This window comes from Acidobacteriota bacterium (assembly GCA_022340665.1).
Classification (GTDB): Bacteria; Acidobacteriota; Thermoanaerobaculia; order Thermoanaerobaculales; family Sulfomarinibacteraceae; genus Sulfomarinibacter.
In genome coordinates, this window is the sequence record JAJDNM010000009.1 from 1 (window position 1) to 12,927 (window position 12,927).

Here is a 12,927-nt window from a genome sequence, read left to right on the forward strand (position 1 = left end):
TTGACGCAGCAGTGGTTTGACCCGTTTCAGGTACTCGGCCACGTGCCCCTCCCACGAGAAGTGCCGATCCGTATTGCGGATGCCGGCGCGCGACCGTCGATTCCACTCGGCCCGATCCGACAACGACTTGAACAGAGCCTCGGCAAGCGCATCTGCGTCGAGCGGATCGATCAGAACCCCGTTGCTACAAATGCGGACGATCTCTTGTGGGCCACCATCATTGGTGGCCACGATCGGCAGTCCACTGGCCGCAGCTTCAATCAAGGTCAGACCGAACGGCTCGGTCAGGGCAGGATTGACGAAGACTCCGCGACGGGCAGCGGCCAGGCGGTAGATCTCGGCCACGTCATCCGAGGAGTGCTGCTTTGGATACGCCACCGATCCGTAGAGATCGTAGCGGTCTATGAGGTTCAGCATCTGCTGAAGGACCTTGCGCTGCCCCTTCGGCAACCCGTCGACGTCGTTTCGGGTGCCGATGAGCAACACCAGATTGGCGATCTTCCTGAGGTTTTCACTCTGGCCGAAGGCGCGAATCAGGGTTTCGAGGTTCTTGCGTTCGTCGGGTCGTTGCACGGCCAGGATCATCGGCTTCTTCGGCCTGTCTAAAAAGCGATCGACCACCTGTGCGACCTCGAAGCGTTCGCCCCTTTTCGGCGGTCGGAAGCGGCCGAGGTCAACCCCCGGTGGAATCACGACCATCCGATTGCGGGCATCGACCTTGTACATGCTGTACTGCTCATCTATTTCCTGGAGGGTGCTCGCGACGATCAGATCGGTCAGGCCAAGGACCCGTTCTTCCGCCTCGATCCGGCGACTCATGTGGTACCGCTCCTCGATGACCTCTTCCGAAATGCCCTTCTCGAGTAACCTTTGCATTTTGACCCGGCCGAGCGAGTGGCCTGTGTGCACCAGAGGCGCGGTCACCAACCGTGCCAGCCTCGCCCCCGCGTCGCCGGCATCCGCGTAATGGCTGTGAATCACGTCGGGTACGCGTCCGATTTCACGAAAATGGACCAGGGCGTTGTCAACGAATTGTGGCAGGTACGGCCACAGGTGCTCCTTGTAGAGGTAGCGGTGCGGTCCGAAGGGAATGCGAACGATCCACGCGCTGTCGGCGATCTGTTCGAGATGTTCGCCGTACTCGTAGGCGACGTTGGTCGACAGGATCTGACGGGTCAACAGCTCGACGCGCGCTACCTCGGGGTGTTCGGAAAGCGCCCGCGCAAGGTCGAGAACGTACAGAATCTGGCCCCCCGTGTCGGCGTCCCTGCCGAGCTCTGGCTCCTCGCCCCGTATAAGCCCGTGGAGGCTGATCAGCGCGATGTAGAGGCCGCGACTCTCATTCATCTGTTACCACCATCCCCGGCTGCCAAACCTGGAGTAAAAGTCCCGGTCGTTGACGGTTGCACCCGGAACCGTACACATCGCCGCAGCGAACTCGAGGGACCGCGCCAGGCTCACCTCCGTCGGCCATCCCATGGTGAGACCCAGGATGAACACCGCACTGAAGGCATCGCCCGCGCCGACCGTATCGACAACCTCGATGTCCGACCATGCGGCCGCTTCGATAACCCCGTCGCGATCGACGACGTCCGCGCCTTTTTTGCCTCTGGTCACAATCACGGTGTCGAGCCCGTGTTTGGATCGAAATGCTTCGGCGCTCGCCGAATCCAGGGCTCCGGCGAGCAACCCGAGCTCCGCTTCGTTGAGCTTGACCCATCTCGCCCGGCTTACCGACGCCAGGACGTCGACGCGGTTCCACCAGGGGTCTCGCAAGTTGACGTCGACGAAAACTGGTGCACTGCAGGTTGTTTCCAGCTCGACGAGCGCTGAACGCGCAGTCTCTGCTCGCAACACCAAGCTTCCGTGGTACGTCAAGGACAACGGCTCCCCGGCCACGAGCTCCCTCGCCCGGTCGCGATCGATTTGATCGTAGGCCTGGTCGGGAAGAATATGAAATATCGGCTCGCCGTCCGCGAGCTCGACCTGCACCGTTCCGGTGGGTCGGGCCTGGTCGCGCTGCACGCCGGACGTGTCCATTCCCCAGGACTCCATTGCAGCCACGACCTCGTCGCCCGGCGGATCTATCCCAACCCTCGTGACCATCAACGGTTGCAACCCGAAAGCCTGGAGGTGCCAAGATACGTTGAAGGGCGCACCGCCGAGCATACGTTCGCCGTCGGGCAAGACGTCGAACAGGACCTCACCGACTATCAGTGGTCGCCCCTCCTCGCTCACCCGTCACTCCGACTTGAAATTCCGTCTCGGATTTGTTGACACGCCATCTCCACATACTGTACGACGGAATCCGCACACGATCACGTCCGGTGGCGAGTCATTCTTGGTGGGCTAGCGCTGCCGGGATGGCTCCAGCGTCTTGCACCACACGTGCATGTCTTCGAACTGACCGGAAATGTGGCAGTTGTTAACCAGAGTCCCGGTCATCGTATATCCGCGGTTATAAAACACACGATTCATGCCAAAGGACCGCGCTCGGGCTATCGTGTAGAGGTTCGGGTTCGAGCACACGGCCATATCTTCCTCGAGCGCCGCCAGGATGTGCTGGGCGAGTCCCAGCCCGCGCTGGCTCGGCAGAGTCGCGAAATCGGTCATTTCCGCGTTGTGGTGCCGGCGGCAGGTCTCCGCGGAAGCCGCCGCGACCACAACGCCCTCGGTGTCGCGGACGATACGGTAGACGACGTGCGAGTCCATGGTTGATAACAGGTACTCCGGGTCGGTGATCGGAAAAGGATAGCTGTCGAACACGGTTCCGTAGAGCGACGCGAGCTCCTCGAGATCCGACGCCGTCGCGACGGCCATGCGGTAGCCGTCCGGCAGGTCCGGTACCGAAGCGTCTGGTGGTCGAGAACCGATCGTTTCCAGAATCTCGTCCTGCTCGGACTCAAACGGCCGCTCCATGCGGTCATCATTCAGATAGAGCGACATCACGACCGCCGGCTGCCCGGAAAAGTAACCGGTGATCGTAGCTTCGAAGACCATCCCAGCATCTTCAAGAGCTTTGCGATCGAAGACTGGCGCCTTCAGAAAAATCTTTCCGTAGCCTCGGTTGCGCGCCTCGGCCACCAGACCCCGAATCATTGCGCGCGGTTCTCGAGCCTCGTAGTCCAAAATCTGGATACGTCGGTTGAAATCGCTTACGACCATCTGAACCGTGAAGTCGCTGGCCTTGATGCGGTGTTCGACGCCCATTTCTGACGTGGACTGCGTTCCGACTCCCATCAGGCGCTCTTCCCAGATGACACATCGTCATCTTCGGAATCGGCGTTGGCCGTCGTCTCGGTGGGGATCAGGGCGATGTTCGCGGGATCGTCATCAAACAGACCCGCCACGCCACCGTTCTCCGAACCATCGGACACCACCTCGCGGCAGTACGAACAAGGCCGGCCCTCGGTGCACATGCCGGTGTACTCCCCGGGCTCCTCGTAAGCGACGATGCGCCCCTCGAAGTTGCGCAGCACGAACTTGTGCTCATGCTGGGTTACCACATAGTTGGGGTTCACCGGGATCTTGCCGCCACCGCCGGGCGCATCAACCACGAAGGCTGGCACCGCCAAACCGGAAATGTGGCCACGCAGGTGTTCCATGATCTCTATGCCCTTGGCAACTGTGGTTCGGAAATGCTTCAGCCCTTCCGCCAGATCACACTGGTAAATGTAATAGGGACGCACCCGGTTGGCGGTGAGCTTGTGCATGAGCTTTCGCATCAGCGCCCAGCAGTCGTTGACACCGGCTAGGAGAACGGTCTGATTACCGAGGGGAATCCCGGCATCCGCCATTCGTGCGAGAGCGGCCTCGGACTCCTCGGTGAACTCCTTGGGATGATTGAAATGGGTGTTGACGAAGACCGGGTGGTATTTGCGCAAGGTCTCGACGAGACTCTGAGTGATTCGTTGGGGCATCGTCACCGGCAGACGGGAACCAAAGCGGATAATCTCCACCGACGGCACCTCGCTGCGCAGCCGGCGCAGGATGTTCTCGATCCGTTCATCCGATAGCAGAAACGGATCGCCGCCGGAAAGTAGTACGTCGCGCACCTCGCGGTGTGTCTTGAGATACTCGATCCCCGCATCGAGGTCTTCATCAGTCACGCCAGCCAGGGGCTTTCCGACTTTCCGCTTGCGGGTACAGTGTCGGCACAGCATGGCGCACTCGTGCATGATCACCCACAGCACGCGATCCGGATAACGATGCGTCATCCCCGGAGCAACCGCATCGCCCTCCTCGTTGAGGGGGTCCTTGATGTCGAAATCGCCCAGAGTCAGCTCACCGTCGCCGGGGACAGACTGCAGGCGAATCGGACACTCCGGGTCATCCGCGTCGATCAACGATGCGTAATAGGGTGGGATCGCGAACCGGAAGCGGTCGAGCGCGCGTTCAATCGTGCGCTGCTCCCGCGGCGTGATCGAAATGACCCGCGCCAGCTCCTCGGGCGACGTGATCCGATTTCGCATCTGCCAGTGCCAATCCTGCCAGGTGTTGAGAGGAAGATCTCGCCAAACCGACCGCATCTTGTGTTCCGGCTGCACGTCTCTCTCGGCCCGATGCTGGACAGAAAGTGAGTTCATTGTTGATGGCCTTTCAGCTCGGACGATGAGGAATTCAGGCCCGCCGACCTGTTACCAGGCTCGGGCAAGGTGCGAGTTTGGGGAAAAATTCCCTCGAAATTTCCATCGTGTACTAAAGTTTACCATAGAAAATAACTCAAGACAACTCGTTTTTGAGCCGTGTTGCTGGGCTGGCAGTACAGGGATTCAGTCTTCGCGATCTGGTACCGGAGCGGTTGTCAGATAAGCTTCGGTTTCTTCTGGAGTCGCATCGAGCGGACCGGTTGTGAGAATTGGCCCGGCCTCCACGTCTGCCGCCTCCATGAGCGCTACGATTCTTTGCAACGAGGAAAGAATCTGCGTCTGCTGCCAATCCGGAAGCTGTCGAAAACCGCCGGTGAAATGCTCCTGCAGTAAAGGTGGAGCGTCGGCCAAAACCCTTTCCGCCTCCGATGTAGGCGAAACCATGACCTTGCGCCGATCGTGTATGTCACGTTCTCTAATTATCATAGACTTCCGTTCGAGACGGTCGAGTATTCCAGTGACCGTCGCCTGGCTCAGATTCACCGCCCTCGCGAGTTCGCTCACGCTGCGCGGCGCTCGGGCCACCAGCTCCTTGAGAACCACGAGCTGCGGGCCGGTGAGACCGTACCGCTGCACCAGGGAGCGGGAGTGGATATCGATCGCACGAATGATTCTCCGCAGCGCCGCCATCACCTCAGAGGTGACCGGCAACTCGGTGCTGTTTCCATCGCCAGAAAGGTCTCGAGGAGACGACACTCGTTTCTCCGGAAGTGATTCTAACCGAGCGCGACATCACGCTTCAAATAAATCGGGTCTGCGAAAGGATTGACGTCATCCTGAGAGTTAGATAGTTTGAACACGATGTATCTTTTTGGGGTCTGATTCGGATTGTGACGCCGACTGGGTCCTTCGGCCCGACTCTGGATCGCCTGCAACTCGTGTAGAAATGGAGGTTTCTTTATCAGAGGTCGAAAGAGGTTATTTAGAGAGCCACCCCCGGACGCGGAACATCGCGTCAACGAAAGAATTCGTTTCACACCAGTCCGGGTCGTCGATGCCGATGGCGAGCAGATCGGCGTTGTCGAAACCGACGAAGCCAGAAGAATTGCGAGCGAGCGGCGCCTCGATTTGGTCGAAATCGCGCCCAACGCCCGTCCTCCAGTGTGCAAGATCATGGACTACGGCAAGTTCATCTTCGAGCGGGACAAAAAGGCCAAAGAGTCCAAACGCCGCCAGCATCGAATCGAGACCAAGGAGGTCAAGTTCCGACCCAACATAGGGGACCATGATTTTGAAACGAAGCTTCGTCGAGCCAAGAGTTTTCTGAATTCCGGCTACCACGTCAAGCTCACCATCATGTTCCGCATGCGAGAGCTCCGTCGCCCCGAAAATGGTTACGATCTGTTGCACAGAGCCGTCGGAGAATTGGCCGAGGTCGCAGCCATCGAGAGTCCCCCTCCGAAAAAGCTCAATGGTCGAGACCTTTCGATGGTCCTCCGCCCGGTCGGTTGATCCGAGTTCCCCCATCTCATGCAGCTACTGGATTACCTGATTTTGGCCTTCTACTTCGCGGGAATGCTTGCAGTCGGCGTGTACTTCAACCGCCGGCAGACCGGTCTGGACGAGTATTTCGTTGGTGGTCGCCAGATGAGCGCCCGTCATATCGGGCTCTCGGTAGTTGCCACCGATGTCGGCGGCGGTTTCTCGATTGGCCTTGGGGGGCTCGGATTCGTCATGGGTTTGTCCGCATCATGGTTGCTATTCACCGGGTTGATTGGCGCCTGGCTTGCCGCCGTCTTTCTCGTACCACGGGTCAAGGCCCTGGGTGACACTCACGTTCACCGCTCGTTTCCGGATTTTCTCGCCCACCGCTTCGGCGAACCGACCCGCCTCGTGGCCGCCGTCGTGTCCGCGGTCGGATACGCCGGATTCACCGGTTCTCAGCTCCTCGCCGGCGGCAAGCTCGCCTCGACCGCATTCGATTTCGATCTCACGACAGCAGTGTTGGTCATGTCGGTGGTCATCGTTGCCTACACCGCCCTAGGTGGTCTGCAGGCCGTCGTCTACACAGACACCATGCAATGGGGAATACTTTTCGTCGGCCTCATCGGTCTCGGAATTCCTCTCGGCTTCCGAGCAGTCGGCGGTGTCCAGGGGCTCACGGAATCCCTGCCGCCCCAGTACTTTTCGCTCGGAAATGTCAGCGGTGTCGAGTTCATCACCTGGATGGTGACAATCGTTCCCATCTGGTTCGTGGCGATGACCCTGTACCAGCGCATCCACGCCTCGCGCGACGTCGCCACGGCGCGCCGAGCATGGTTCATGGCGGGTCTTCTCGAGTGGCCCGCGATGGCCTTTATGGGCGCGACCCTTGGAATGTTCGCCCGCGTTCTGTTCCCAGCCGCGGAGCCAGAGATGGGATTACCACTCCTTGTTCGCGACGTGCTCCCGACCGGTGCCACCGGACTGGTTCTCGCCGCCTATCTCGCGGCCATCATGTCGACCGCTGACTCCTGTCTGCTGGCGAGTGTCGGCAACATCATCGATGACATCCTCGGCCACGCCGTCGCGCCGGCCACCACCGAGCGCTCGCTGTTGGTCCTTTCACGCGTTCTGACCGTGATTGTAGGTATCGGATCCGTGTCCTTCGCCCTCTATGTTCCACGGGTGATCGATTCGATTCTCCTCGCCTATTCGTTCATGGTCGCGGGTCTCTTCTTCCCGACGCTTGCGGCCCTGTTCTGGAGGCGCGCCAGCGGTATCGCAGCCTTCTGGAGCATCGTTGCCGGCGGAGGCACAACTGTCGTTCTCACCGTTTTCAAAATGTCGACCACACTCGACCCCGTCTTTTATGGGCTCTCCGTTTCGGGCGCCATCCTCGTCTTGATGACCATGTGGTTCCCCAGCGGACGGGCAACTGTCGACGGTTGACGCCGGAACTCTCAATGAACCCTGATCGACACTCTACTCCGACGAGGAATTCTCTCGGCAATCACCTCACCAGACGATCCGGCACCGACCGGAAAACATCCTGCCTCTCCGCTTTGGCCAGTCTCGCACGCCATACCTCACGAGATACCGTACTGATTGCGTCCGCGAGCACCGGCTCCGTTCGTCGCGCGAAGCCGACCGCGGGTCATCTGACCAGCACGGATATTGACGGGCTCTCCAGAGTCGTTCAACCCCTCGGGGCTCGAGACCTCGATCTCGTACTCCACGGATCGGCGGGGGGATTTATTGCGGCTGCGGAGCTCATCTCCCTCTTGCGCGGACGCTACGATTCGATACGCGCACTGGTCCCGGATACCGCACTGGCCGTTCTTTCGTTGATCGCTTTCGCCTGCGACACCGTGATCATGCCCGAGACAGCAGTGTTGGGCGTCAGCGATGATCCACACCAACCAAGAATCACATCGGCTCAAGCCGCGACTTGGTTGGTTCGGAATTGCGTACAGACAGACCTTTCCAAACGGATCGAGTTTGCGGCAACGACCTTCGGCGAGGAAGAGGGATCTCGGGCTCCGATGACCGCGGCCCACGCCCACGAGCTGGGTTTCCAGGTTCACCTGGTCGGCGACCGGAGTGGGATCGGTGCGGACCTTGCGGCACTGGGTCCACCGATTGAAGAATCCTTCCGCACCGCCACGCTGGTCAAGTTGATCGAAAACCATCGCGGAACCTTCTACTCCGTCGCAAGCTGACGGCTTGGAAAATCTGTCCGGGCGAACTGACACACCGCGTCCAGAGCTTATTTCACCGGATACCACACGAGATCGAGTGATTCCCTGTCAAGCAGGATCAAGTTCTCATCGTCCGAACCCACCAACATGAATTGCATCGGCAAATCAGCCAGAGGGAGCCAGGCGGAACCATCGGGAGAAAGCCGATAGAGGGCCTGGGACCACGTGTCGGCGTCGTCCCGGTCGTCGCCCACAGTGAGGAGGGCGAGAACCTCGCCGTTCGACAGGCCGGCCATCCTTGACCTGACCATGTTCTCCGGCGACGGCAGCACGAGCCGTTCCTCAACGGCGCCGTCCGGACCGAAGCTGATGATCTCGTTCGCGGCCGAGAGCCACAGTCGAACCTGATGGTGCCCATGGATGAAACCCGAGTGCAGGCCCTTCCAGGGTTTTTCCGATTCGAAGGTCGATCGCGGCAGCGAGCTGCCGAGCAGATCACCGCTCTCGTCGAATCGATGGACGAGATCGAAGCCCTCGTGGGCGCGCGCCTTCCTCCCGTCGCCACCCAGGCACCATATGGTGCCCTCATCATCGCCGAACAGGTCCCAGCAGAGCACCGAGCCCGTCTTGATCACCCGCACAAGGTCCCCAGATGAGATCTTGTACTCTGCGAGGACCGGCTCGTAGTCGGTGTGCCCGACGGTGGTGGAGACGACCAGCATGTCAGGTGTTGTCAGGGCGGCGGCGAAAATTCTCCCGTCGGTCATCCCGGGAACATCGATGAACGGGGCGCCCTCGAACAGCGGTCCACCCTCCTGATCAAAGACCGCGAGTACGTCGTGATCGCAGTCGCCTTCGGCCGGCACACAATCCTTCGCGACTACGACCCTTCCGTGTTCCGGGCTGATCCAACGGTAGTGCTGCGCGCCGCACAGGTCGATTTTCATTTTCGAGGAAGCCGTCTCCTCGAACACCGCAGGATTCTCCGAAAATGCGAGCTGACAGATGGTGGATACGAGCAACGCGGCTAACACGGAGATCCTCCGCTTCATCGAATTGCCTCCTCTCGCGGTCGGACCGTATCTCGCAACACTTCCTCGCTCGATCGCTGTTGACTCCAGCCAATTTTACGGACTGCTTCGGCGGCATGTCTATCGCCGGATTCCCGTGAACCGATCTGGCAGTCCAGGTGCAATCTGAAGGACAAAATACCCCCCGAGAATGGCGTATCCTTGGCCTGCAGGGCGTTCGACTCCTGTGGAGGAGGGTTGCATCACAATGCGTTTGAAGATCGCCATCACGGTACTGAGTCTGTGCCTCGCCGCCACCACGGCATCGGCTGAGGTGGACGCCCGAATGCTCCGCTACCCGGACGTCTCGGCAACCCACATCGCTTTCGTCTACGCGGGTGACATCTGGACGGTCGAGAAGGGCGGAGGCGTCGCCCATCGCCTGAGCTCGCCCTCCGGCGAGGAGCTGTTTCCGCGGTTCTCACCGGACGGCGCACGCCTCGCCTTCACCGCAAACTACGACGGCAACTCTGACGTTTACATCATACCCGCCATGGGCGGTTCCCCGGTGCGCCTCACGCACCATCCGGACGAGGATCTGCTCTCCGATTGGAGTCCCGACGGTGAGCGGATCCTTTTCTCCTCGCGCCGCGCGAGCGGCATCCGCAGGCTGAGCCAGTTCTATCTCGTCTCGCCTGACGGAGGATTCCCGACGGAGCTCCCGGTCCCATACGGAGTCTTCGGCGCGATCGATCCATCGGGGAGGTCCATTGCCTACTCCACCCGCCACCGTGGCTTCCGCACGTGGAAGCGATTCCGTGGCGGCACCGCGCCCGACATCTGGCACTTCGACCTCGAGACCCTCGAGGCTCGAAACCTGACCGATAGTGCTGCCAACGACGCCTACCCCATGTGGCACGGTGACACCCTCTACTTCCTCTCCGATCGCGGGCCCGCGTTGCGCTCCAACATCTGGGCTCTCGAGCCCAGCGGCGAGATGCGCCAGGTCACTCATTTCACCGATTTCGACATCACCTTCCCGGCCATCGGACCTTCGGACATCGTCTTCCAGGCGGGTGGCCGTCTCTACCTGCTCAGCCTCGACGATGAGCAAATCGCCGAGGTCGAAGTCGAGATCATCACCGATCTCGCGAGTGTTCGCCCGCAGCGTATCAATGCGTCGAGCTATATCGAGAACGCTGACATCTCCCCGCACGGCAAGCGGGTTGTGATCGAGGCTCGGGGCGAGCTCTTCTCGGTGCCCGCAAAGCACGGGGTGGTTCAAAACCTGAGCCGTACTTCGGGCGCCGCCGAACGTTTTCCCGCCTGGTCCCCCGACGGCAAGCACATCGCCTACTGGAGCGACGAGAGCGGCGAGTACGAGCTGACCCTGGTCCCGTCTGCCGGCGGCGAGCCGAAGGTGCTGACCGGCCTCGGTCCGGGTTTCAGATACCGAATCTACTGGTCGCCCGACAGCTCGAAGGTCGCCTTCATCGATCACACCCAGGTGATCCGGGTCTACACCCTCCCGACCGACACCTTCTCGGAGGTCGACAAGGGCCTATGGATGCTCCATCCGGGACTGCAGGATTTCGCAATCGACTGGTCATCCGACAGCCGTTGGATCGCGTATTCGCGGGGATTGGAAACGGGCAACAGCGCGATCTTCCTTTTCGACACCTCGAACGGCACCTGCCATCAGGTGACCTCCGGGTACTTCAGCGACTCGGGACCCGTCTTCGATCCCGACGGGAAATTCCTCTACTACCTGTCGAACCGCTCCCTCGAACCCATCTACTCGGACATCGACGCCACCTGGATTTATCCGAACACCACCCGGATCGTGGCGGCACCGCTTCAGGGCGACGTGCCGTCACCGCTCGCCCCACGCAACGACCAGGAGGCGGTCAAGGACGAGGACGAGGCCGACGAAAAGGCTGAAGAAACCGAAGAGAAGTCAAAGCGAGAGAAGGAGGGCAAGAAAACCGACGAGAAGCAAGGGAGCGCAAAGGACGATAAGAAGCCGAAGCCGGTGAAGATCGACCTCGGAGGCTTCGAAGAACGCATCGTGGTGCTCCCGCCCGAGGCCGGCAACTACGCAAACCTCGCTGCCGTTTCCGGCAAGGTCATCTTTCACCGGATGCCCCGCTCGGGTTCGGCGGACGAGAACCGGCCGATCGCCTTTTACGACCTCGAGGAACGCGAGGAGGAAACCATCATCGGCAACGCCATAGACTTCAGCGTCGCGGCCAACGGCAAGAAGATGCTGGTCAGGTCGCGCGATACCTTCGCCATCGTCGACATCAAGCCCGACCAGGAGATCGGTGGGAATGGCAACTCCGACAACAGGGTCGACACCTCGAAGCTCGAGATGGTACTCGACCCGCAGGCCGAATGGAGGCAGCTGTTCACCGAAGTCTGGCGCACCTATCGCGACTACTTTTACGATCCCAACCTGCACGGCCTCGACTGGGACGCGCTGCGGGACCACTATGGCGCCTTGCTCGACGACGCCATCACCCGCTGGGACGTCAACTTCATCATCGGTGAGCTCATCGGCGAGGTGAACGCCTCCCACACCTACGTCGGCGGCGGGGATCTCGAAAGAGCTCCGCGAAGACCTGTCGGCCTGCTCGGCATCGACTGGGCTCTGGAGAACGGTGCCTACCGCGTCGCGCGAATCGTCGGCGGAGCTCCGTGGGATGGCGGGGAGGTTCGATCACCGCTCGCCGAGCCCGGAGTCGACATCGCCGAGGGCGATTACATCCTTGCGGTCAACGGCGTGCCGATCGACACCTCGAAGGACCCCTTCGCCGCGTTTCAGGACCTGGGCGAGCAGACGGTCGCCCTGACCGTCAACTCGAAGCCGTCGGTGGACGGCTCGCGCGAAGTACTCGTCGAGACGCTTGCGAGTGAATCCAGACTGCGCAACCTGGAGTGGATCGAGCACAACCGGCAACGTGTGCTCGAGGCGTCGGATGGGAGGATCGGCTATATCTACGTTCCCGACACTTCAGTGCCGGGCCAGACCGAACTCGTGCGTCAGCTCAACAGCCAAATCCGCCTGCCGGGCCTGATCATCGACGAACGCTTCAACGCCGGCGGCCAGCTGCCCGACCGTTTCATCGAAAAGGTCAACCGGCAGATGGTCTCGCGCATCTTCTTCCGCCACGGCGCCACTCGCACCCACCCGTCGGTCACCCACTACGGTGCCAAGGCCATGCTCATCAACGGCTGGGCCGGATCCGGCGGCGACGCGTTCCCCTGGTTCTTCAAAGAGATGGACGTGGGCCCATTGGTCGGCGAGCGAACTTGGGGCGGGCTGATCGGGCCTGCAGTCGGCCATCGGCTGATCGACGGCGGGCGCTACACCGCGCCGCCAGGACGCCTTTTCAGTGTCAATGGCGAGTGGTTCCCAGAGGGTCACGGCGTGGATCCCGACATACCGGTCGTCGACCACCCGACCAAGCTCGCGAAGGGCATCGACCCGCAGCTCGAAGCCGCGATCAGCGCGGTACTCGAGCTGATCGTGGAGAACCCGCCGGTCTTTGCCAAGCCGCCGGAGTTCGAAGTTCGCTAGATTCAGCGTAATTCAGCTATCGAAGAGAGCGCTCGCAGGAGCGCCTTTCTTCAATCGATGCTGGATAC

10 protein-coding genes are annotated in these 12,927 nt (G+C 60.8%); 4 read left to right on the forward strand and 6 right to left on the reverse strand.

Annotated features, from left to right (window positions below; translation table 11 throughout):
• The 5 genes from LJE93_00980 to LJE93_01000 all read right to left on the reverse strand — a co-directional run.
• Positions 1 to 1,347, reverse strand: a 1,347-nt coding sequence (locus LJE93_00980; GenBank protein MCG6947476.1) for a glycosyltransferase, incomplete at its 3' end; no start/stop codon positions are given.
• Between the two features lie 3 nt (positions 1,348 to 1,350).
• The gene (locus tag LJE93_00985; protein MCG6947477.1) at positions 1,351 to 2,238 is read right to left on the reverse strand and encodes a carbohydrate kinase; all 888 of its coding nucleotides are present in this window, start codon (positions 2,236 to 2,238) and stop codon (positions 1,351 to 1,353) included.
• Positions 2,239 to 2,349: 111 nt separating this feature from the next.
• A complete protein-coding gene (gene ablB, locus LJE93_00990; GenBank protein MCG6947478.1) occupies positions 2,350 to 3,240 on the reverse strand; it encodes a putative beta-lysine N-acetyltransferase in 891 nt (296 codons plus the stop codon).
• Positions 3,240 to 4,547 (reverse strand): lysine 2,3-aminomutase, encoded by a 1,308-nt coding sequence (gene ablA, locus LJE93_00995; protein ID MCG6947479.1) that lies wholly within the window; start codon positions 4,545 to 4,547, stop codon positions 3,240 to 3,242. The genes ablB and ablA overlap by 1 nt, the downstream gene beginning before the upstream one ends.
• A 225-nt stretch (positions 4,548 to 4,772) precedes the next feature.
• Complete coding sequence (locus LJE93_01000; GenBank protein ID MCG6947480.1) at positions 4,773 to 5,345, reverse strand: MarR family winged helix-turn-helix transcriptional regulator; 573 nt, start codon at positions 5,343 to 5,345, stop codon at positions 4,773 to 4,775.
• Between the two features lie 204 nt (positions 5,346 to 5,549).
• On the opposite strand from LJE93_01000, the gene infC reads away from it, so the two are divergent.
• The 3 genes from infC to LJE93_01015 all read left to right on the forward strand — a co-directional run bounded on the left by infC (position 5,550) and on the right by LJE93_01015 (position 8,290).
• A complete protein-coding gene (gene infC / locus LJE93_01005; protein MCG6947481.1) occupies positions 5,550 to 6,101 on the forward strand; it encodes a translation initiation factor IF-3 in 552 nt (183 codons plus the stop codon).
• A gap of 18 nt (positions 6,102 to 6,119) precedes the next feature.
• The gene (locus LJE93_01010; GenBank protein ID MCG6947482.1) at positions 6,120 to 7,520 is read left to right on the forward strand and encodes a sodium:solute symporter family protein; all 1,401 of its coding nucleotides are present in this window, start codon (positions 6,120 to 6,122) and stop codon (positions 7,518 to 7,520) included.
• 113 nt (positions 7,521 to 7,633) lie between these two features.
• Positions 7,634 to 8,290, forward strand: coding sequence for a hypothetical protein (locus LJE93_01015; protein MCG6947483.1), 657 nt, complete (start codon positions 7,634 to 7,636; stop codon positions 8,288 to 8,290).
• Between the two features lie 47 nt (positions 8,291 to 8,337).
• Here LJE93_01015 and LJE93_01020 read toward each other — a convergent pair whose 3' ends face one another.
• A complete protein-coding gene (locus tag LJE93_01020; protein ID MCG6947484.1) occupies positions 8,338 to 9,321 on the reverse strand; it encodes a hypothetical protein in 984 nt (327 codons plus the stop codon).
• A gap of 226 nt (positions 9,322 to 9,547) precedes the next feature.
• Between LJE93_01020 and LJE93_01025 the strand changes: the two genes are divergently transcribed.
• Positions 9,548 to 12,859 (forward strand): PDZ domain-containing protein, encoded by a 3,312-nt coding sequence (locus LJE93_01025; GenBank protein ID MCG6947485.1) that lies wholly within the window; start codon positions 9,548 to 9,550, stop codon positions 12,857 to 12,859.
• Positions 12,860 to 12,927 lie beyond the last annotated feature (68 nt).